General features: G+C 70.1%; 20 protein-coding genes. 16 read left to right on the forward strand and 4 right to left on the reverse strand.

All coding sequences use genetic code 11. The annotated features are described in order from the left end of the window. Positions 1 to 363: 363 nt before the first annotated feature. From ACTMO_RS0105440 to ACTMO_RS0105450, 3 genes are all read left to right on the forward strand, one after another. Positions 364 to 1878 carry a SulP family inorganic anion transporter gene (locus tag ACTMO_RS0105440; RefSeq protein WP_019853652.1) on the forward strand — a complete coding sequence of 505 codons (1515 nt, stop codon included), beginning with the start codon at positions 364 to 366 and terminating at the stop codon, positions 1876 to 1878. Between the two features lie 81 nt (positions 1879 to 1959). Continuing rightward, a complete protein-coding gene (locus ACTMO_RS0105445; protein WP_019853653.1) occupies positions 1960 to 3366 on the forward strand; it encodes a replication-associated recombination protein A in 1407 nt (468 codons plus the stop codon). Continuing rightward, the gene (locus ACTMO_RS0105450) at positions 3367 to 4332 is read left to right on the forward strand and encodes a 2-hydroxyacid dehydrogenase (RefSeq protein ID WP_019853654.1); all 966 of its coding nucleotides are present in this window, start codon (positions 3367 to 3369) and stop codon (positions 4330 to 4332) included. Positions 4333 to 4402: 70 nt separating this feature from the next. Here ACTMO_RS0105450 and ACTMO_RS0105455 read toward each other — a convergent pair whose 3' ends face one another. Next, complete coding sequence (locus ACTMO_RS0105455) at positions 4403 to 5638, reverse strand: CBS domain-containing protein (protein WP_019853655.1); 1236 nt, start codon at positions 5636 to 5638, stop codon at positions 4403 to 4405. 259 nt (positions 5639 to 5897) lie between these two features. Between ACTMO_RS0105455 and ACTMO_RS0105460 the strand changes: the two genes are divergently transcribed. The 6 genes from ACTMO_RS0105460 (at position 5898) to ACTMO_RS0105485 (ending at position 12421) form a co-directional block, all read left to right on the forward strand. Next, positions 5898 to 6302 carry a DUF948 domain-containing protein gene (locus ACTMO_RS0105460; protein WP_019853656.1) on the forward strand — a complete coding sequence of 135 codons (405 nt, stop codon included), beginning with the start codon at positions 5898 to 5900 and terminating at the stop codon, positions 6300 to 6302. Then, positions 6299 to 6649, forward strand: a complete 351-nt coding sequence (locus ACTMO_RS0105465; RefSeq protein ID WP_019853657.1) for a hypothetical protein — start codon at positions 6299 to 6301, stop codon at positions 6647 to 6649. Before ACTMO_RS0105460 ends, ACTMO_RS0105465 begins: the two co-directional genes overlap by 4 nt. Positions 6650 to 6736: 87 nt before the next feature. Then, positions 6737 to 9415 carry an alanine--tRNA ligase gene (gene alaS / locus ACTMO_RS0105470; RefSeq protein ID WP_019853658.1) on the forward strand — a complete coding sequence of 893 codons (2679 nt, stop codon included), beginning with the start codon at positions 6737 to 6739 and terminating at the stop codon, positions 9413 to 9415. Next, positions 9412 to 9903 carry a Holliday junction resolvase RuvX gene (ruvX, locus tag ACTMO_RS0105475; protein ID WP_019853659.1) on the forward strand — a complete coding sequence of 164 codons (492 nt, stop codon included), beginning with the start codon at positions 9412 to 9414 and terminating at the stop codon, positions 9901 to 9903. The genes alaS and ruvX overlap by 4 nt, the downstream gene beginning before the upstream one ends. A gap of 216 nt (positions 9904 to 10119) precedes the next feature. Then, the gene (locus tag ACTMO_RS0105480; protein ID WP_019853660.1) at positions 10120 to 11346 is read left to right on the forward strand and encodes an endolytic transglycosylase MltG; all 1227 of its coding nucleotides are present in this window, start codon (positions 10120 to 10122) and stop codon (positions 11344 to 11346) included. A 208-nt stretch (positions 11347 to 11554) separates the two neighbouring features. Further along, on the forward strand, positions 11555 to 12421 hold the full coding sequence (locus ACTMO_RS0105485; protein ID WP_019853661.1) for a shikimate dehydrogenase: 867 nt from the start codon (positions 11555 to 11557) through the stop codon (positions 12419 to 12421). Positions 12422 to 12517: 96 nt separating this feature from the next. Here the strand turns inward: ACTMO_RS0105485 and ACTMO_RS0105490 are convergent, their stop codons facing one another. Continuing rightward, entirely contained in the window at positions 12518 to 12784 is a 267-nt protein-coding gene (locus tag ACTMO_RS0105490; protein WP_019853662.1) for an HPr family phosphocarrier protein, read from the reverse strand. A 47-nt stretch (positions 12785 to 12831) separates the two neighbouring features. Continuing rightward, positions 12832 to 14097 (reverse strand): PTS transporter subunit EIIC, encoded by a 1266-nt coding sequence (locus ACTMO_RS0105495; protein ID WP_019853663.1) that lies wholly within the window; start codon positions 14095 to 14097, stop codon positions 12832 to 12834. A gap of 314 nt (positions 14098 to 14411) precedes the next feature. On the opposite strand from ACTMO_RS0105495, the gene ACTMO_RS0105500 reads away from it, so the two are divergent. The 7 genes from ACTMO_RS0105500 (at position 14412) to aroQ (ending at position 19352) form a co-directional block, all read left to right on the forward strand. Then, the gene (locus tag ACTMO_RS0105500; RefSeq protein WP_019853664.1) at positions 14412 to 14648 is read left to right on the forward strand and encodes a glucose PTS transporter subunit EIIB; all 237 of its coding nucleotides are present in this window, start codon (positions 14412 to 14414) and stop codon (positions 14646 to 14648) included. Further along, complete coding sequence (locus ACTMO_RS0105505; protein ID WP_019853665.1) at positions 14645 to 15103, forward strand: PTS sugar transporter subunit IIA; 459 nt, start codon at positions 14645 to 14647, stop codon at positions 15101 to 15103. The genes ACTMO_RS0105500 and ACTMO_RS0105505 overlap by 4 nt, the downstream gene beginning before the upstream one ends. Before the next feature lie 188 nt (positions 15104 to 15291). Next, positions 15292 to 15939, forward strand: a complete 648-nt coding sequence (locus ACTMO_RS21890; protein WP_169509046.1) for a prepilin peptidase — start codon at positions 15292 to 15294, stop codon at positions 15937 to 15939. 52 nt (positions 15940 to 15991) lie between these two features. Beyond that, a complete protein-coding gene (aroC, locus tag ACTMO_RS0105515) occupies positions 15992 to 17200 on the forward strand; it encodes a chorismate synthase (protein ID WP_019853667.1) in 1209 nt (402 codons plus the stop codon). Beyond that, a complete protein-coding gene (locus ACTMO_RS0105520; protein ID WP_019853668.1) occupies positions 17197 to 17727 on the forward strand; it encodes a shikimate kinase in 531 nt (176 codons plus the stop codon). Before aroC ends, ACTMO_RS0105520 begins: the two co-directional genes overlap by 4 nt. A gap of 75 nt (positions 17728 to 17802) precedes the next feature. After that, a complete protein-coding gene (gene aroB / locus ACTMO_RS0105525; protein ID WP_019853669.1) occupies positions 17803 to 18912 on the forward strand; it encodes a 3-dehydroquinate synthase in 1110 nt (369 codons plus the stop codon). Next, a complete protein-coding gene (gene aroQ / locus ACTMO_RS0105530; protein ID WP_019853670.1) occupies positions 18909 to 19352 on the forward strand; it encodes a type II 3-dehydroquinate dehydratase in 444 nt (147 codons plus the stop codon). The genes aroB and aroQ overlap by 4 nt, the downstream gene beginning before the upstream one ends. Positions 19353 to 19377: 25 nt before the next feature. Here the strand turns inward: aroQ and ACTMO_RS0105535 are convergent, their stop codons facing one another. Next, on the reverse strand, positions 19378 to 20838 hold the full coding sequence (locus ACTMO_RS0105535; protein WP_019853671.1) for a phytoene desaturase family protein: 1461 nt from the start codon (positions 20836 to 20838) through the stop codon (positions 19378 to 19380). Positions 20839 to 20863 lie beyond the last annotated feature (25 nt).

Here is a 20863-nt window from a genome sequence, read left to right on the forward strand (position 1 = left end):
CCAGGACGGGTTGTTTCCGCGCGGTCTCTGCCACGGGCCGCGCGGAGTGGGCGGACCCGCGGACGAATGAAAGGACTTTCACGGAAAGACCACTCAGGATGACGGAGTGGGGGAATATATCGTCGCCCTTATCGACGTCCATCCCTCGTTCGGGTTGTTTTTCCGAGGACTGTCCTGTCGTTCTGCACCGAGGTCCGTCGACTCTTTCACTCGCAAAGACGCGAGTCCCACGACATTCCGACCGGGGTGACTCCCCTTTCCCGGACGGATTGTCACTCGTACCAGCGACCAGTTTCCACGACCCCACGAGTGCGTGCGTGTCCTGTCGACACGTGCGGCTCTTCGACCCTGACGGAGTGAACAGTGACCACACAGCTCGAATCGTCCCCTCCCGAAACGGGAAACTCCCCGGGGATCCTGCGACGGAACAAGCAGAACTTCGGTTTCGACCTGGGTGCCTCTCTCGTCGTGTTCCTGGTGGCGCTGCCACTGTGCGTGGGAATCGCGGTGGCCTCGGGGGTGCCCGCCGAACTGGGCATCGTCACCGGTGTCGTGGGCGGCATCGTGGTCGGGTGCATGCCGGGCAGCACCATGCAGGTGAGCGGCCCGGCCGCCGGGCTCACCGTGTTGGTGGCCTCCACACTGGCCGAGCACGGACTGGGCATGCTCGGCGTGATCGTGCTGGGGGCCGGGGTGTTGCAGATCGCCCTGGGTCTGGCCGGCATCGGTACCTGGTTCCGCGCCATCTCCCCCTCGGTGGTGCAGGGAATGCTCGCCGGTATCGGCCTCGTGCTGATCCTCGGGCAGATCTATCCCATCGGGGGAATGCAGCAGCCCTCCGAGACGTTCGCCAAGTTCGCCCGCATCCCCGAGTTGCTGACCTCGGCGTTCACCACACCGGCCGGACGTTCCGGCGTGGTCATCGCCGTGGTCACCCTGTTGACCATGGTGCTGTGGACCAGGATTCCGCACAAACTGCGGCTCGTTCCCGGCCCACTGGTCGGTGTCGGTGTCGCCGCCGTACTCACCTCGGTGACCGGACTTCCCCTGGAGACCATCCGGGTGGGCTCGCTGACGGAGGCGCTCAACATGCCGACGCCGGACGCCTTCGGCGCGGCGGCCAGTCTCGCGGTGATCGGCTCCATGGTGACCTTCGCGCTGATCGCCTCGGCGGAGACCCTGTTCAGCGCGGTCGCCGTCGACCGGATGCACGACGGTCCCAAGACCCGCTTCAACGCCGAGCTGGTCGCCCAGGGAACCGGCAACACCGTCTGCGGGTTGCTGGGGGCGCTGCCCATGACGGCGGTCATCGTGCGCAGCACGGCGAACGTGAACGCCGGAGCCAGGACCAAGCTCTCCCGGGTGCTGCACGGGATCTGGCTGCTGTTGTTCGTGGTGCTGCTGCCCGGTGTGCTGTCCTACATCCCTCTGGCCACGCTGGCGGCGCTGCTGATCCACGCCGGTTGGAAACTGCTCGGCGTGCGCCAGGTGGCCACGTTGTTCCGCCAGCAGCGTTCCGAGGCGTTCGTGCTCGTGCTGACGGCTGGGATGATCGTGGCGACCGACCTGTTGGTCGGAACGCTGACCGGTCTGGTGGCCGCGGTGATCAAGACGGCGTGGGAGGTCTCCCGACTGTCGGTCGAGGTCGAGCACGACGAGGAGCACGCCCGGGTGCGGTTGCACGGCAACGCCACGTTCCTGCGGCTGCCCCAGCTGCAGGACAGGTTGGACCGACTTCCGCCGACCAGGAGCACCCACGTTGACCTGACCTCGCTGCGGCATCTCGACAGGGCCTGTCACCAGGCGGTGGAGCACTGGGCCGAGCAGCGTCGCAAGGACGCCTGCGCGGTCGAGCTGGCCCTGCCCGACGGGCGGTGAGAACGTGAGGTCGGCTCGGCCCGGTCGTGGGGACGACCGTCCCACGGCACCGGGTCGGGCCGTCCGGGTAGCGTCGGAACCGTGAATGAGGGCCTGTTCGACACCGGTTCCGACGGTCGGCCGCACGACGAGGGGCTGTTCGAAGCCGACACCCGGAGACGCGCGCAGCGACAGCTGGCCGAGAACGCCCCGCTGGCCGTGCGGATGCGCCCCCAGACGCTGGACGAGGTGATCGGGCAGGACCACCTGCTCGCTCCCGGTGCTCCGTTGCGCCGGCTCGTGGAGGGGGCCGCCCCGGCCTCGGTGCTGCTGCACGGTCCGCCGGGGACGGGGAAGACCACCCTGGCCGGGCTGGTCTCCCGGGCGATCGGGCGTCGCTTCGTCGCACTGTCCGCCCTCTCCGCCGGGGTGAAGGAGGTTCGGGCGGTCATCGAGGAGGCGCGCCGCAGACTCGGCCACTCGGGTGAGGCCACCGTCCTGTTCATCGACGAGGTGCACCGTTTCTCCAAGACGCAGCAGGACGCGCTGCTGTCGGCGGTGGAGGACCGCACCGTGCTGCTGGTGGCGGCGACCACCGAGAACCCCTCGTTCTCGGTGGTCTCGCCGTTGCTCTCCCGTTCGCTGGTGCTGCGGCTGCAACCACTCGACGACGAGGCCGTCCGGGAGTTGGTGCGCCGGGCGCTGACCGAACAGCGGGGGCTGGCCGGAGCCTGCGAACTCTCGGAGGAGGCCGAGGAACACCTGGTGGCACTGGCCGCCGGGGACGCCCGCAGGGCACTGACCGCACTGGAGGCCGCGGCGGAGGCCGCGCGCAGCAACGACCGGACGGTGATCGACCTGTCCACCGTGGAGACCGCGGTGGACCGGGCGGCTGTGCGTTACGACCGGGACGGCGACCAGCACTACGACGTGATCAGCGCGTTCATCAAGTCGATCCGCGGTTCGGACGTGGACGCCGCGTTGCACTACCTGGCACGCATGATCGAGGCGGGGGAGGACCCGCGTTTCATCGCCCGCCGTCTCGTCGTGCACGCCAGTGAGGACGTCGGCATGGCCGATCCCACCGCTCTGCAGAACGCGGTGGCCGCGAGCCGGGCCGTCGAGTTCGTGGGGATGCCCGAAGGGCGCCTGTCCCTGGCCCAGGCGACCGTGCACCTGGCCACGGCCCCGAAGTCGAATGCGGTCATCACGGCCGTGGACGCCGCCCTGGCCGACGTCCGGGCGGGCAAGGTGGGCACCGTTCCCGCACACCTGCGGGACGGGCACTACGCGGGGGCGACCCGGCAGGGAAACGCCGTCGGCTACCGCTACCCCCACGACCGGTCCGAAGGGGTGTTGGAGCAGCAGTACCCGCCGGACCAGTTGATCGGAAGGGACTACTACGAGCCGAGCGGTCGGGGCGCGGAGCGCACCTTGGCCGAACGGCTTCCGAAGCTGCGCGGCATAGTGCGTGGGCAGCGCGACGAGCGAACGCGAAGGGATGAGTGAGTGACCTCCCGAACGGTGGTGACCCGGTGGATTCCGGATTCGGCGGTGCGAGTGCTGGAGTCGGTCGGTGAGGTGCGGCTGTGCTCCCAGAACCGGGCGATGACGGACGAGGAGCTCGCGGAGGAGGTTCGGGGTGCGGACGCGGTCGTGTCCATGCTGCACGACCGCGTCGACGGCGCACTGGCCGACGCGGCCGGACCGTCGCTGAAAGTGGTGGCCAACGTCGCCGTGGGCTACGACAACGTGGACGTGCCCGCGCTGGACTCCCGGGGAGTGCTGGTGACCAACACCCCGGGCGTGCTCACCGACGCGACCGCCGATCTGACCATCGGGTTGCTGTTGATGTGCACACGCAGGCTCGCCGAGGGCGAGCGGCTCATTCGTGCCGGGACCCCGTGGTCCTGGCACTTCTCGTTCATGCTCGGTTCCGGGTTGCAGGGCAAGCGGCTGGGGATCGTCGGGCTCGGCCAGATAGGGCGTGCCGTGGCCCGCAGGGCGCGGGCCTTCGGCATGGAGGTCGTCTACACCGCCCGGAACCGGGTCGAGCGGCAGGTCGAGCACGAGACCGGCGCGCGGTACCTCTCGCTGCCCGAACTGCTGGAGAGCTCCGACGTGGTCTCGCTGCACTGCCCGCTGACGGAGGAAACCCGTCATCTGATCGACGGGGCCGCGTTGGCGCGGATGAAGTCCTCCGCCGTACTGGTCAACACCAGTCGTGGTCCCGTGGTGGACGAGCGTGCCCTCGCCCGCGCACTGCGGGACGGCACCCTCGGCGGTGCCGGCCTGGACGTCTTCGAGAACGAACCGAAGGTGGAGCCGGAGCTGCTCGACCTGGACAACGTGGTGCTCGTCCCCCATCTGGGGTCGGCGACCACGGAGACCCGGACCGCGATGGCGATGTTGGCCGCCCGCAACGTGGTCGGTGTGCTGGACGGCAGTGGGGCCGTCACTCCGGTGAACGGTTGAGGAGTTCACCACCCCGGCGGAACCTCCGGGACCGGGTGCGTGGTGGGGCGCACGACCGGCCCCGGCAGGATCATCCGAGACCGCGGGAGCGGCCGTAGCCGACGGCGGCTCCCGCGAAGGTGGCCAGCGCCGGCAGCACGGCCGCGATCAGTGCCCGTCGCGGATCGGGGACCAGGGTGAACCACTGGATCCGCAGTCCCAGGAACTCCTCCATGGGGGCTCGCAGCACCAGCGCACCCAGCACCCCCAGCCCGGTGGCGAGCACCCCCACACCCAGTCCGAGGGCGGCGCCGCGCACGAGTGCTCCCTCGCCGGATCCGCCCGCCGCGGTGAAACGGCCCACCCCCCGGAATCCGAGCAGCACGGCGCTCACCAGCACCCCGAGCAGGGCGATGTAGTACCACACCTCGACCGTTCTGATCAGGTTCCGCTCCCGGTCGACCAGCGGGAAAGCTCCGAGTCCCATCTCCCGGAGTCGGGCGGCGACCTCGGCGGGGTCGGTGTCCTTCTCCACGACCACACCCACCCGGTCGGCCCCGTTGACGGCGTGCACCCGCTCCGCCGTCGTCCCCTCCGCCGCGGCGGCGAGCACGGCCGCGGTGCGCGGGGCCACGTAGGCGGTGTCCGGTCCGTCCGCGTGCCAGCGGGGGTCGTAGGTGGCGGCGATGCGCAGCTCGATGGTTTCGCTGATCTCCGAGGCGGAGTGCGCCACGGAGGCCGCCTGCGCCCGCTGTTCGTCCTCGGCCTCGTCGTCGGGACCGGATCGGGTCCGCTCCCGCTCGCCGGACTCCTCCTCGGAGGCAGCGGGCTTCGGGGGAGGGGGCACCGTGTAGTTCATCCGGACGCGCTCGCCGAGGTGGGCCCGGAAGTCGACCCCCTGGACATGGGCGGGAACCACGATCTGGTCCGGGGGCAGTGGGTTCGGCACGGTCCCGGCGGTGAGCGGCGGCCGAACCGTGCTGCCCCAGGAGCGGGTCCGCAACGAGACCCTGGGCAGCTCTCCGCCGCGCGGGCTGCGCAGCGAGGAGGTGTAGTCGGGCACGACCTGGCGGACCCCGTCGACGGACTCGACCAGGGTCAGTTTCTCCGCGTTCAGCCTGCCCCTGGTGCCCATGCTCGGCAGCGGTGAGATCTCGATCCGTTCCGCTCCGTCGGCACGCAGGATGTCCCGTGCCGTGGCCGCCCGCATCGCCGAACCGACCCCGGCGATGGTGCTCAGCAGCAGCGTGAACACCATCAACACCGCGAGTGTCCCCGGATCGGCGAATCCCGCCGGTGGTGTGGACCTGCCGTCCCCTCCGCCCATTCGGAAGCGTCCCCCTTGACATGCCGTCGCCGCTGGAAAGGTGGGTGGGAGAGCAATCTATCGTGTCGCGGTGTCGCGACCTCCTCCGCCACGGGCGACCGGAGGGCCACCGGGGACCTTCGGTCGGACGGGGCAGCGGCGTGCGGAATGCCGTACGCGGTTTCCACCGGCGGGCGCGATAGCCTGACCGCGATCACCACCGCCGTGCCGGCCCGCCGGCAGGGCGGTCGCACGAGTCGGCTGGAAACCGGGAGGACACGTGACGCCCACCGAGATCGCCGCGCTGATCGCAGCAGGCGCTTTCGTGCTGCTGGTCGTGCTGCTGGCGATCCCGTTGGTCAAACTCGGCCGTACTCTGGACGAGGCGACCAACGCGATCCGCAAGGCGCAGGAGAATTCCGACCCGCTGTTCACCGGCGCGAACACGACCCTGGACCATGTGAACACCCAGTTGGAGCGGGTCGACGGCATCACGGCCAACGCCCAGTCGGTCTCCAGCAACGTGTCCGCACTGTCCTCGCTGTTCACCGCTACACTGGGAAGCCCGCTGGTGAAGTCGGCCGCTTTCACCTACGGCGTGAGCAAGGCCCTGCGCGCCCGCCGTGAACGCAGGAAGGAACCCGTGGGCAGGCATTCCCGCAGGCGCAAAGGGGGTCGTCAGTGAGCCGTCTGTTGTTGTTCGGCGCCGGAGTCGCCGCGGGCGTGGCGTTGAGCCGCAAGCTCGGCAGGACCGCACGCCGGGCCACGCCGGTCGGTGTGGCCGACCAGCTGGGTGACGCGGTGCGGGAACTGGCGGAGTCGCTCGGCTCGTTCGGAGCGGACGTGCGCGCGGGGATGAGCGAGCGCGAAAGGGAACTCCACGAGAGCGTGACCGAACGCACCGGAATCGTCACCGGTGGCCGGGGCCAGCGGAGCGTCGACGGTCCGGACAATGGGAGCGGGCCCGTGACCAGGATGACCGGAACGATCGACGGGGCCGAGTCGCGTCGAGCTCGTAGGGCGGGACGCTGAGTCCCGGTGTGGTGCGAAATCCCACACCGACCGGCGTTCCCGCCTGTTTCCGTGCCCGCAGCCACATCCGTGTAGAAGGACTCCACCGTGCAGACCCACGAGATCAACAAACGTTTCACCGAGCATTTCCGAGGACGGGGGCACACCGTGGTCCCCAGCGCCTCCCTGATCCTCGACGACCCGAACCTGCTGTTCGTCAACGCGGGAATGGTGCAGTTCAAGCCGTACTTCCTGGGGGACGCCCCCGCGCCCTACCCGAGGGCGACGAGCATCCAGAAGTGCGTGCGCACCGGTGACATCGACGAGGTGGGCAAGACCACGAGGCACAACACGTTCTTCCAGATGGCGGGCAACTTCTCCTTCGGGGACTACTTCAAGGAGGGCGCCATCGAGCACGCGTGGAGTCTGGTCACCAACTCGCAGGACTCCGGGGGCTTCGGTTTCGACCCGGACCGAATCTGGGTCACCGTCTACGAGCACGACCCCGAGGCCGAGCGGCTGTGGCAGCGGGTGAGCGGTCTGCCTCCGGAGCGCATCCAGCGCAGGGGAGCCGACGACAACTACTGGGACATGGGGGTTCCCGGCCCGGGTGGTCCCTGCTCGGAGATCTACTACGACCGGGGGCCGGAGTACGGGCGCGAGGGCGGGCCCGTGGTGGACGAGGACCGCTACATAGAGATCTGGAACCTGGTGTTCATGCAGGACATCAGGGGGGAGGGCAGCCCGAAGGACGGACACCCCGTGCTGGGGGAGCTGCCGACGAAGAACATCGACACCGGCATGGGTGTGGAGCGGGTCGCCTGCCTACTGCAGGGAGTGGACAACGTCTACGAGACCGACCTGGTCCGCCCGGTGATCGCCAAGGCCGAGGAGTTCTCCGGGAAACGCTACGGCGACAACCACGCCGACGACGTCCGGTTCCGGGTGATCGCCGACCACATGCGTTCCGGGATGATGCTGGTCTCCGACGGGGTCACCCCCAGCAACGAGACGCGGGGCTACGTGCTGCGTCGGCTGCTGCGCCGGGTGGTGCGCTCCACACGGCTCCTCGGGGTGCACGAGCCCGTCCTCGGGGAGTTCACCAGGGTCGTCCGGGACGCGATGTCGCCGGGATACCCGGAGTTGGCCAGTGACTTCGACCGGATCGACTCGGTGATCCGCAACGAGGAGGAGGCCTTCCTGTCCACGTTGTCCGCCGGGTCGAAGATCTTCGACACGGCGGTCGCCGAGACCCGCAAGGCCGGTTCCCTCCAGCTTCCCGGCTCCAAGGCCTTCCAACTGCACGACACCTACGGCTTCCCGATCGACCTCACCCTGGAGATGGCGGCGGAGAAGGGCCTGTCCGTCGACGAACAGGGCTTCCGGGAGCTGATGGAGCAGCAGCGCCAGCGGGCCAAGGAGGACGCGCGTTCGCGCAAGACCGCGCACGGGGACCTGTCCACCTACCGCAACCTGCTGGACCAGCACGGCTCCACCGAGTTCATCGGGTACACGGACCTGCAGGGAACCAGCCGGGTGCTCGGCCTGTTGCAGAGCGGGGTGCCCGTTTCGGCCGCCTCCGAGGGCAGCCAGGTCGAGCTCGTGCTCGACCGCACCCCCTTCTACGCCGAGGGGGGTGGGCAGATAGCCGACACCGGACGCCTGGTGGGGCCCGGTGTGGAGCTGGAGATCACCGACGTGCAGCAGGCCGTACCCGGCCTGTTCGTGCACCGGGCCAAGGTCCTCGGCGGTGAGGTCGGACTGGACACCCGCCTGGAGGCCAAGGTCGACGCCGAACGCAGGCACGCGATCGCCCGGTCGCACTCGGCCACCCACCTGGTGCACGCGGCCGTGCGCAACGCCTACGGGAAACGTGCCGCCCAGGCCGGTTCGCTGAACTCCCCGGGTCGGATGCGTTTCGACTTCACCGCCCCCTCGGCGGTGTCCTCCTCCGTGCTCGGTGGCGTCGAGGAGGAGGTCAACGAGTACCTGCAGAGCGACGCCGAGGTCCAGTCCTACACCACCTCGATGGACCGGGCCATGGAGCTGGGCGCCATCGCGCTGTTCGGGGAGAAGTACGGCGACCGGGTCCGCGTGATCGACATGGGCGACTACTCGCGGGAACTGTGTGGGGGCACCCACGTGGACTCCGTGGGACAGCTCGGTGTCGTCAAACTCGTCGACGACTCCTCGGTGGGCTCCGGGGTGCACCGCGTCGAGGCCCTGGTGGGCATGGACGCGATGCGCTACATCAACAAGGAGCACATGCTGGTCAACGAGTTGGCGGACAAGTTCAAGGTCCGCACCGAGGACCTTCCCGAACGTATCGACAGCGTGCTCACCCGGCTGCGCGATGCCGAGAAGGAACTCAAACAGCTGCGGGTGGCGAAGGTGTTGCAGTCCGCGGGCGACATCGCGGGCAGGGCCACCGAGGTCGACGGAGTCGATCTCGTCGCCGAACGGGTCGCCGACGGGGTGGACGGCAACTCGCTGCGCGCGCTGGCCGGTGAGGTGCGCGGCAAGCTCGGTTCGCGTCCCGCCGTGGTGGCGCTGTTCTCCGGTGACCCGGAGACCTCCAAGGTGGGCTTCGTGGTGGCCGCCAACCCGGGTGCCCAGGACAAGGGCGTCGCCGCCGGTGATCTGGTGCCCTCCTTCGCCGCGCACATCGGTGGCCGCGGCGGCGGCAAGGCCGAGATGGCCCAGGGCGGTGGCTCCGATCCCTCCGGGATCGATCAGGCCGTGCTCGCCCTGCGCAAGGAGCTCGAACGGGTGGTGTCCGGGGCGTGAACGCCGAACGGTCCGAGTCCGCACCGGGACAGCCCGACGGTGGGAACACCGAACTCGGGAGGGGACGACGGCTGGGTGTCGACGTGGGGGAGGCCAGAGTCGGGATCGCGGTCAGCGACCCCGCTCCCGTGCTGGCCACCCCACTGGTCACCCTCAGACGGGACAGGGCCAACAAGACGGACCTGGCCCGGATCGCCGAACTCGTCGCCGAGTACGAGATCGTCGAGATCGTGGTGGGGCTGCCGGTGACCCTGGCGGGCAGACGGGGCCGGGCGGCCGACGTGGCGAGTTCCTACGCCGACGCGGTGCGTTCGCGGGTTCCCGGCGTGCCCGTGCGACTGAGTGACGAGCGTCTCACGACGGTGACGGCCACGAAGACGCTGTCCGATCGCGGTGTTCGTGGTAAGCGTCAACGTGACGTGGTGGACCAGGCCGCCGCGGTGGAGATCCTGCAGTCCTGGTTGGACGCGCGGGGCGGGGACGGTTGAGAGGTGTTCGGCATGGTTGGCCTCGGAGTCGTCCGGGCGGCGCGCGGTGCGTTCCCCGGGGCGGTGACGTCGCGAGCGGTGGGCCGGCTCGCTCGGGACCCGGGTTTCCGGTCCCGGGGCGCGGCCGACCAGCCCGTCACCGGGCCGGGAGACCCCGTGAGACTGTTCCGTGCTGCATGATCAGAGCTTCGTAGGGCTGTCTGGGAGGACGCGGGCGTGAACGACGATCTCGGCCTGTTCGCCGACGACGCCGGGCAGGAACCGGACCCGCGGGAGCGGGAGGACGTCGAGCGGGAGCGGTTCCGCAGGCGGCGACGACGGAGACTCGTCACCGCCCTCGCCGGGGTGTCGGTGCTGCTGGTCGTGGCGGGTGGCGCCGTCTACGGCGTGTTGCAGTTGGTGACTCTCGGCAGCTATCCGGACTACGAGGGAAGCGGTACGGGTCGGGTGGTCGTCGAGGTCCAGCAGGGTGACACCACCAGCGCGATCGCGCGCACCCTGGCGGAGGAGGACGTGGTGGCCTCGCCGGCGGCCTTCGTGAAGGCGGCCGAGGACAACGAGAAGATCACCGCCATCCAGCCGGGTTTCTACTCGATGCGCGAGAGGATGTCCGGTGCGGCGGCCGTGCGGCGCATCGTCTCCGACGAGGCCCGGGCGGGACGCGTCGAGATCCGTGGCGGTATGCGGTTCGCGGATCACGTCGGCCCGGACGGTGAGGTGGTGCCGGGTGTTCTCTCGCTGCTCGCACGGGCCTCCTGCGGGGCGGGGGAGAACGAGGGAAGCGGCGACTGCGTCGACAAGGAGGAGTTGGCCGGGGCCGCCGCCGAGACCCCGCTGGGCGAGCTGGGAGTGCCGGACTGGGCACTCACGGAGGCGAAACGGGCCCCCGATCCGCAGCGGCGGCTGGAGGGGCTGGTCCTGCCCGGCATCTACCACGTCAAACCGACCGCCAGTGCCCCCGAGATCCTACGTTCGGTGCTGAACAGTTCCTTCGAGAAGATGCGTGCCGCCGGTCTGCCCGACATCGCCGAGGGCACGGGACACAGTCCCTACGAGCTGGTCAAGATCGCCTCGCTGGTGCAGAGCGAGGCGATCCGGAAGGACTTCGGGCGGGTCGCCCGGGTCATCGAGAACCGCCTGGACATCGACATGCGGTTGCAGCTCGACTCGACGATCAACTACCTGCTCGAGGAGCCCTCGCTGCTGACCGAGGACGAACACCGGGCCAAGGAGGGGCCGTACAACACCTACCGGGTCACGGGGCTGCCGCCGACACCGATCTCCGCTCCGAGCACCGAGGCCATCGAGGCGGCGGCCGATCCTCCCGAGGGCGACTGGAAGTACTTCGTCAAGTGCCAGAAGGACGGGACCTCGTGCTTCTCGGAGACGATCGAGGGGCACGAGAGGGCCAAGGACAAGGCCGAACGCAACGGCGCCTACTGACCGAAGGCGCCCGTGCGCTCTGAACGGCCGAGAGCGCGACACCGGAGAAGCCGCGTGTGCTCGGCTTGGCACGGTGGGTGTTTCCGGTGTCGTCGCTTCGAGGAAGGGCGGCTGTGCCGCTTGGGCAGCCCCGGAGGACCACACCGGGGCGACTACCGTGGATCTTCGGAGCATTCCCACGGGGCGAGCAGGAAAGTCGAGGTGTCCGATGGCAGCCCAGCAGGGACCACGAGCCCGCGCCGCGGGAGTGGTGGGATCACCGATCCAGCATTCCCTCTCCCCCGTACTGCATCAGGCCGCTTACCGTGCTCTCGGGTTGCACGAGTGGTCCTACGAGCGCCTCGAACGGGACGCCGAGGGCCTGCACCGGCTGGTCGGGGAACTGGACTCCGACTGGGTCGGCCTCTCGGTGACGATGCCGGGCAAACAGGCCGCCCTGGAACTGGCCGCCACGGCCACGGAGCGTGCGCGCACCGTCGGCGCGGCCAACACGCTGGTCCGCTCCGGGCGGGGTTGGGCTGCCGACTGTACCGATGTGGACGGTGTCGTGGGGGCGCTCCACGCGGCCGGGGGATTCACCGACGGCGACAGCGCCCTGCTGCTGGGGGCGGGGGGAACCGCCCTGGCCGCCCTGGCCGCTTTCGCCGAACTGGGGATCTCCGAGGTGACGCTGGCCGTCCGTGAGCCCACCCGTGCCGGGATCGCGGTGGCCACCGCCGAACGTCTCGGACTGCGGATCAGGACGTTGCGCCTGCACGAAACGGAGCTGACCGCCGTGGCCGGTGCCGCCGATGTGGTGGTCTCCACCCTGCCCGCCGGTGCGCTGGACGAACGTGTCGGGGAGCTGGCCGGTGCGGGCTGTGTGCTCGACGTCGTCTACCACCCGTGGCCCACTGCGCTGGCGCGGGCGGTCACCTCGGCGGGAGGACGGTTGGCCACGGGGCTGGACATGTTGCTGCACCAGTCCTTCGGACAGGTGGAGCAGTTCACCGGGCTTCCCGCCCCCCGGGAGGCGATGCGCGACGCCCTGTACGAGGCCACGGACGGGGAACTGTCCCTGCCTCTGGGGGAGTGACTGCGGCGGGGCTCCGAAAGGAGTTGCCGGTTCGTCCGTGGCGGCGGGAGCCCGTGGACGTCGAGTGCGTGTCCGGTCCACGGGCTCCCGGCGGGGTCAGCCGTCGAGTTCGCTGCCCACCAGCTCCGCGATGTGGTCCAGCGCCTCCTCGGCGCCCTCCCCTTCGGCCGCCAGCACGACCTGGTCACCGTGTTCGGCCCCGAGCGTCATCAGGCCGAGGATGCTGGCCGCCTCCACGGGTTCGGTTTCCTGCTTGCGGATGGTGATCTTCACGGATTGCTCGGCGGCCGCCTTGGCCAGCATGGCGGCGGGCCGGGCGTGCAGACCGACCTTGCTCGCGACGGTGACGTGTCGTTCTGGCATCTGCGCTTTCTCTTTCTCGTTACCGTGTTCTTCCGGGACGAAAGGACTCAGCTTCCGCTCGTTCCTGTTCCGCCCGCGGAGGATCCGCCCTCGGAGGAGGTTGTGGCGCCGGCCGCCGGCTCCGCCTGCTCGCTCTCCTCGTCCTCCTCACGACCCGGGGTGGGCAGGTTCATCTTCGTGATGACGAACCGGAAGACGACGTAGTAGACGACCCCGTAGGCGAGACCTATCGGTATCAACCACAGGGCCTTCTGGGCGATTCCGAAGTTGAGCAGGTAGTCGATCGCTCCCGCGGAGAATCCGAATCCGTGGTGGATGTCCAGCCAGTTGACCAGCGCCATCGAGGTGCCGGTCAGCAGGGCGTGGACCAGCAGCAGTGGCCAGGCCACGAAGATGAAGGAGAACTCCAGCGGTTCGGTCACTCCGGTGAGGAAGGCGGTCAACGCCGTCGAGAACATGATGCCCCCGACCACCTTGCGCTGCGAGGGGCGGGCGCAGTGGTAGATGGCCAACGCCGCGGCTGGCAGCGCGAACATGAAGATGGGGAAGAACCCGGTCATGAAGGTGCCCGCCGTGGGGTCGCCGGCGAAGAAGCGGTTGATGTCGCCGTGTTCCCCCTGGTAGTCGCCGGTGAGGAACCAGACCACCGAGTTGGGGATGTGGTGCAGCCCGAAGGGCAGCAGCAGCCGGTTGACCACTCCGTAGACGCCCCCGCCGAGCACGGCGCTGCCGGTGACCGCCTCGCCGAAGCCGGTGAGCGCCGTGTCGAAGTAGGGGAAGAGCAGACCGAGCACCACACCGATGACCAGCATGGCCACCGAGGTGATGATCGGGACGAAGCGGCGTCCCCCGAAGAATCCGAGGTAGGAGGGCAGTTTGATCCGGTGGTAGCGCTGCCACAGTCCGGCGGCCACCAGTCCGGCGATGATGCCGCCGAGCACCCCGTAGGGGCCCTTGTTGTACACAGTGGCGGCTTCCGTGTCGGTCATGCCGTACAGCACGCCCGCCAGGACCAGGTAGCCGACCGCGGCGGACAGGGCCGTGGATCCGTCGGCCTTGCGGGCGAAACCGATGGCCACGCCGATGGCGAACAACAGCGGCAGGTTGTCGAACAGCGCCCCGCCCGCGGAGCTGATGACGGCCCCCACGTCCGTCATCCCGGGAATGGCGCCGATCAGGTCGTCCTGCCCGAGTCGTAGCAGCAGTGCCGCCGCGGGCAACACGGCGATCGGCAGCATGAGGCTTTTGCCCAGCCGTTGTAGCTGGGCGAAGGCCTTGTTGCCGCCCGAGGACGGGCCGGCGCTGGTGCTCATGGGGTACCTCCTGGGAATACCACCGGTGGTTGGGGACGGTTCCGAGGCGATACGGACAGTCCGACACACGGTCGCACCCCGTCGGGGCGGGTGCTCCTGCCCTGAGCTGTCCGTGGAAACACTCGTACCGCTGCCTCGACATTGGTACGGTAAGGTCTAAACCAGTTGGAGGGAACCTTGCGCCTCCAGGGGAACGAGTGTCAAGCGGGTGGCTGATTCGTTGCCGGTTCGACATCGGACGGGAGCGGGGCGGCATGGTTGGCTGTACGCCGAGCGCACTCGACGCGCGAACCGACTCGAAACGGAGGACTACGGTGGCTGAGGACAAGGCTGCGGCGATTCTGGCGGCCCTGGGAGGCAAGGGCAACATCGTCGAGATCGAACCGTGCATCACCCGGTTGCGCTGCGAAATCGAGGACGGGTCGAAGGTCGACGAGGCCGCGTTGAAAACAGCCGGCGCCCACGGGGTCATGCAGCAGGGCACTGTCGTGCAGGTCGTGGTCGGGCCGGAGGCGGACACCATCGCGAGTGATATCGAGGATTTGTTGTGAGCATCCGAGTACTCAGTCCGGTGAGCGGTCTGGCCGCTCCGCTCAGTGAGGTCCCCGACCCGGTGTTCTCCCAGGAGATGGTGGGACCCGGGGTGGCGGTCAAGCCCAACGGGGGCAGTGCGTGCGCGGTGGCCCCGGTGGACGGCACGATGTCCACCCTGCACCCACACGCCTTCGTGGTCACCACCGACGACGGCAGCAGGGCGGTGCTGGTCCACCTCGGGATCGACACCGTCAAGATGGAGGGCGCAGGCTTCGCGCCGCACGTGGTCAAGGGGGAGCGGGTACGGGCCGGTCAGAAGATCGTCACCTGGAACCCGAGTGAGGTCGAACAGCAGGGCTACTCCTCGGTGTGCCCGGTCGTGGCGCTCGAGGTGGGCCGGCAGGCGCTGTCGGACGTGACCGACGACGCCGGGGTCTCCGCCGGGGATCCGTTGTTCACGGTGGACTCCTAGGAGCCCCTTCCGGGGCGGCCCGCCGGGGCGCTCGGGTCCCGACCACCTGAGCCGGGCGCTCCAGCGGTCACCTCCCGGGCCCCGAGCACGGGGAGAACGGCCGGTGCGGGGACCGCCGGGTCCGACACGCCGTGCTCCGAGCCCGCATGGAGGCCGTGGTGAGCGTGCTCGGGCTCGACACTGCGGGCATGTCGACCGTGTTTCTCGTGTGCGTGGCCGTGGTGGTGTTCGTCCTCGGATGGTGCTGTGGCCGGGTGGGTGGGGCGGTGCTCGCCCGCTGTGGGGTGCGGACCCGTCTCTGGTGGTGCCGTCCGGGGGTGGCCGCGGTCTGGGCCTCGTTGGTTCCGTTGGTGCGCTTCGGTGCCTTCCCACTCTGGTGGACGGCCGTCCCGCTGGTCACCGGTTGGGTGCTGGTGGTGCTGTCCGTCTCCGACGTCGGGGTCCGCCGCCTGCCCGACGTGGTGACCCTGGGCGGTGGCGGGCTCGTGTTCGGGGCCGTGGCACTGGCCGCCCACCTGGGGGGCGGCTGGAGGCTTCAGTCCGGTGCGCTGCTGGGAGCGGTTCTCCTCGGCGTCGGATACGGCGCCGTCCGCCTGGTGACTCCCCACGCTCTCGGAGGGGGAGACGTCAAGGCCGCTGTGCCGGTCGGGGCCGCCGTGGGAGCGGTCGGACCCCTCGTGGTGCCGTGGGTCGCGACCACGGCGGCGGCGGTGAGTCTGCTCCTCGCCGCGCTCACCCGCAGTCGGGTGGTTCCCCACGGGCCCGCGCTGGCGCTGCCCGCCTGGCTGTCGGTCAGCGCGCCCGTGTTGACGGACTCCGGTGGTTTCTCGGCCTGAGTTCCGCCCCCGAGGTACTCGCGAGAAGGGATCTCATGGCAGGATCACGGACGTGTTGCGCTGGATGACCGCCGGGGAATCGCACGGTCCGGCTCTCGTGGGAGTACTGGAGGGGATGGTGGCCGGAGTCGAGGTCACCACCTCCGAGATCCACGCTCAGTTGGAGCGTCGGAAACTGGGGTTCGGCCGTAGTCCCCGGATGAACTTCGAGTCCGACGAGCTGGAGGTCATCGGAGGGATCCGCCACGGCCTCACCCAGGGAGGTCCGGTGGCCGTGCGGATCGGCAACACGGAGTGGCCCAAGTGGGAACAGGTGATGGCCGCCGACCCGGTGGACCCGGAGGTGTTGGCCTCCCTGGCGCGCAACGAGCCGCTGACCCGCCCCCGCCCCGGCCACGCCGACCTGGCGGGGATGCAGAAGTACGACTTCGACGAGGCACGGCCGGTGCTGGAACGCGCCAGCGCCCGGGAGACGGCGGCCAGGGTGGCCGTGGGAACGGTGGCCCGGTGTTTCCTGCGGCAGCTGCTCGGGGTGGAACTGGTCAGCCATGTGGTCTCACTCGGCGACGTGAACGTCGAGGGGGACCGGCTGCCCACCGCCGAGGATCTCGCCGCCATCGACGAGAACCCGGTGCGCGCCTTCGGCGGTGAGGCCACCGAACGGATGATGGCCGAGGTGGAGGAGGCCAAGTCCTCCGGGGACACGCTCGGGGGCGTGGTCGAGGTGATCGCCCACGGTCTCCCCCCGGGACTGGGTTCGCACGTGCACTGGGACCGCAAGCTGGACGCCCGGCTGGCCCAGGCGTTGATGAGCATCCAGGCGGTCAAGGGAGTGGAGATCGGCGAGGCCTTCGCCAACGCCCGGCGACGGGGCAGCGCCGCCCACGACGAACTCTTCGCCGCCCACGGGCCGAAGTGGGTCACCCGCTCCAGCAACCGTGCCGGGGGGCTGGAAGGAGGCATCACCAACGGCGAACCGCTGATCGTGCGTGCGGCGAAGAAACCGATCTCCAGCCTGCCCCGGGCGCTGTCCACCGTCGACGTACGCACCGGGGAGCAGGCCCAGGCCATGCACCAGCGCTCGGACGTCACCGCCGTGCCCCGCGCCGCCGTGGTCGCCGAGACCATGGTGGCGTTGGTGCTGGCCCAGGCGGCGCTGGAGAAGTTCGGCGGCGACTCCCTGGGCGAGACCCGACGCAACGTCGAGGCGTATCTCGCCGCGCTGAACCGCCGTGTCGACACCTGGGGGGAGGACGCATGAGTCCCCGTCTCGTGATCGTCGGACCTCCGGGGGCGGGCAAGACCGTGACCGGGAGGCTGTTGGCGGAGCGCCTCGGCGGGCGGTTCCGCGACACCGACGCCGACGTCGAGCACCGGGCGGGCCGACCGATCCCGGAGATCTTCACCGAACAGGGCGAGGCGGCCTTCCGCGCGTTGGAGGAGGAGGCGGTGGCCGAGGCACTCGCCGAGCACACCGGGGTGCTCGCTCTCGGAGGTGGTGCGGTGGTCTCGGCCGCCACCAGGCAGCGACTGGCGGAACACCCCGTGCTCTTCCTGTCCGTCGGGCTGAGCGAAGGAGTGCGCCGGACGGGACTGTCCACCCCCCGCCCGGTGCTGGCCGGGGTGAACCCGCGGGCGAACTTCCAGGCGCTGCTGCGTGAGCGGCTTCCGCTGTACCGCGAGGTCGCGGACTGGGAGGTCGACACCGACCGGCTCGAGCCCACGGCCGTGGTCGAGCGGGTGATCCGGATGACGCACACCGGTTCGCCGGGCGCGGGGCCCGGGTGAGGCCGTCGTCCACGCCCCTCGCGGCCGTCCGAACGGGTCGAACACCACAGACAACCCCTGACTGGAGAGGACACGATGAGCGAACCGGAGCGGATTTCCGTGCGGGCGGAGAAGCCCTACGAGGTGTTGGTCGGGCACGGGCTGCTCGGTGAACTCGTCGAGACCCTCCGGGACGCCTCCGTGGTGGCTCTGCTGCACCAGCCCACGATCACCCAGACCGTCGAGGCGGTGCGCGAGGAGCTGACCGGCGCGGGGGTGGACGCCCACCGCGTGGAACTGCCCGACGCCGAGGAAGGCAAGAGCCTCGCCGTCGCCGGGTTCTGCTGGGAGGTGCTCGGCAAGATCGGCATGGACCGCGACGGCGTCGTGGTCTCCTTCGGAGGCGGGGCCGTCACCGACCTGGCCGGTTTCGTCGCGGCCACCTGGATGCGCGGCGTGCGCGTGGTCCACGTGCCGACCACGCTGCTCGGCATGGTCGACGCCGCGATCGGTGGGAAGACGGGGATCAACACCGAGGCGGGCAAGAACCTGGTGGGTCTGTTCCACGAGCCGAGCAGGGTGCTGGTCGACCTGGCCACCCTGGAGGAGCTCAACCACAACGAGCTGCTGGCCGGCATGGCCGAGGTGGTCAAGTGCGGTTTCGTGGGTGATCCGGAGATCCTGCGTCTCGTCGAGGCCGACCCCACGGCGGCCGTGGACCCGACGGGATCGGTGCTGCCCGAGCTCGTCGCCCGCTCCGTGCGGGTCAAGGCCGAGGTGGTCGGCGCCGACCTGCGCGAGTCCCACCACCGGGAGGTGCTCAACTACGGGCACACTCTCGCGCACGCGATCGAACGCCGGGAACGCTACCGCTGGAGGCACGGGGCCGCGGTCAGTATCGGGCTGGTGTTCGCCGCCGAACTCGCGAGGCTGGCGGGAAGGCTGGACGACGAGACCGCGGACAGGCACCGCGGGGTGCTCGACGCGCTGGGCCTGCCGACCTCCTACGATCCGGACGCCCTCAACGAGCTGCTCGAACTCATGAAGGTGGACAAGAAGACCCGGTCCGGCACCCTGAGGTTCGTCGTGCTCGACGGGCTGGCCAAACCGGGCCGGCTGGAGGGCCCGGACCCCTCCCTGCTCGCCGCGGCCTACTCCGCGCTGGCCGAGGGCGGGTCGAGTTCGGCACGGGAGGTCCTGCTGTGAGGGTGTTCGTGCTCAACGGGCCGAACCTCGGCAGGCTGGGCAGGCGTGAGCCGGACAAGTACGGGCACCACACTCACGCGGATCTGGTGAGCCTGTGCGAGCGCACCGCCGAGGAACTCGGCATGGAGGTGGAGGTGCGCCAGACCGACCACGAGGGCGAGATGCTCGGTTGGCTGCACGAGGCCGCCGACGAGGGGGTTCCGGTGGTGCTCAACGCCGCCGCCTGGACGCACTACTCGGTGGCGGTGCGGGACGCCTGTGCCCAGCTGCGGGCGGAGCTGGTCGAGGTGCACCTGACCAACGTCCACCGGCGCGAACGGTTCCGCCAGTGCAGTTACCTCTCCGATATCGCCACCGGAGTGCTCACCGGTTTCGGGGTGTTCGGATACGCGATGGCGCTGCGCTGGGTGGCCGAGAACCGGCGGCCCGGCCCGGGCTGACCCTCCGGCCCGCTCCAGGGCGTGCTCAGTCCAGCGGTGGCGGCGTCCTGACACCGAACTCCCCGCGCAGCGCGGCCCTGGCCGCCCAGTACCCACACATGCCGTGCACCCCCGGTCCGGGCGGTGTCGCCGCCGAGCACAGGTAGACCCCCCGCAACGGGGTGGCGTACGGGTTCAGCCGCGCGGTCGGTCGCAGCAACGCCTGTACCGGATCGACCGTGCCGGAGCTGATGTCGCCTCCCGGGTAGTTCGGGTCGTACTCGGCGAGCCGGGCCGCCGAGGTGCCGGTGCTGTCGAGCACGGTGTCGGAGAATCCGGGAGCGTGGTACTCGATCCGGGAGCGGACGAGCTCCACCGGGTCGCGGGTGTCCCCGTTGGGCACGTGGCAGTAGGCCCAGACCGGGTACTTGCCCCCGTGCGCGCGAGTCGGGTCGATCCGGCCCGGTTCGGAGACCAGCACGAAGGGGTTCCGGACCCGTTCGCCGCGCCTGGTGGCCCGCTCGGCCGCGCGCAGCGCGGCGGGCCCGTCTCCGAGGTGCACGGTGCCCGCTTCGCCGAGCGCGGGATCGGTCCACGGTATCGGTTCGGAGACCAGGAAGTCGGCCTTGGCGGCGGCGGTTCCGTGGCGGTACCGCTCCAACCGTCTCCGGTAGTCGTCGGGCAGCAGCGATCCGGCCATGGCCAGCAGCCCGCGCGGTACCACGTCGAGCAGGACCACCCGCGCCGAGCGCAGCTGCCTGAGGTCGTCGACCGGATGCCGGGTGTGCAGTCGGGCTCCGTGGGCGAGTAGGTCGTCGAGCAGAAGGTCGGCGATGCGCCGGCTTCCTCCTCGCGGGATGGGCCACCCGCCCGCGTGGGCCAGGTGTCCCAGCAGCAGCCCGACGGCGGTCGCGGCCGGATCGGGTGGTACCCCGCCCGCGTGGGCGGCCACACCCGCGAACAGGGCGGCGGCCCTGGTACCCCGGAAGCCGCGGAAGAACGGGGTTCCGTGCCGGAGGACGCGCCCGGCGACCAGCGCGGCTTCGGGCCACGGCGGTGGTCTGCGCTGGTCGGAGAGCAGGAGGTCGGTGACCCGTTCGCTGTGGCGCACCAGGGGTTCCATCATGCGGTACCAGGCGGGACCGTCCTGGCCCAGGTGCGCGCGGGTCCGGTCGAGGTCACGCCAGGCCAGGGCCGAGTCCGTCCCGTTCAGGGGATGGGCGTAGCTGATCTCCGGGGTGTGCAGGCGCAGCCCTCGTCGGAGGAGGCCGAACCGTCGGAAGAACGGTGAGGCGGTCAGTGGGTGCACCGCCGAACAGACGTCGTGCAGCACCGACTCGTCGAACAGCGCCGCCGAGCGCAACCCTCCTCCCGGTGTTTCCGCCGCCTCGTAGAGGTGTACCCGCAGTCCACTGCGGGCGAGCATCACTCCGGCGGCGAGTCCGTTCGGGCCGGTGCCGACGACCGCGGCCTCGGCCCCGTCGAGGTCTCCCCGAACTCGGCGCACCGTTCACCCTCCACACGCTGCTCTC

It is taken from the genome of Actinopolyspora mortivallis DSM 44261, from assembly GCF_000384035.1.
Classification (GTDB): Bacteria; Actinomycetota; Actinomycetes; order Mycobacteriales; family Pseudonocardiaceae; genus Actinopolyspora; species Actinopolyspora mortivallis.

Bases quoted from the DNA above. Each gene is read 5' to 3' on its own strand.
- ACTMO_RS0105455 (WP_019853655.1), bottom strand. From the start codon at position 5,638: ATGGGCGGAGGGGACGGCAGGTCCACACCACCGGCGGGATTCGCCGAT.
- ACTMO_RS0105485 (WP_019853661.1), top strand. From the start codon at position 11,555: ATGGCAGCCCAGCAGGGACCACGAGCCCGCGCCGCGGGAGTGGTGGGA.
- ACTMO_RS0105490 (WP_019853662.1), bottom strand. From the start codon at position 12,784: ATGCCAGAACGACACGTCACCGTCGCGAGCAAGGTCGGTCTGCACGCC.
- ACTMO_RS0105495 (WP_019853663.1), bottom strand. From the start codon at position 14,097: ATGAGCACCAGCGCCGGCCCGTCCTCGGGCGGCAACAAGGCCTTCGCC.
- ACTMO_RS21890 (WP_169509046.1), top strand. From the start codon at position 15,292: ATGTCGACCGTGTTTCTCGTGTGCGTGGCCGTGGTGGTGTTCGTCCTC.
- ACTMO_RS0105520 (WP_019853668.1), top strand. From the start codon at position 17,197: ATGAGTCCCCGTCTCGTGATCGTCGGACCTCCGGGGGCGGGCAAGACC.
- aroB (WP_019853669.1), top strand. From the start codon at position 17,803: ATGAGCGAACCGGAGCGGATTTCCGTGCGGGCGGAGAAGCCCTACGAG.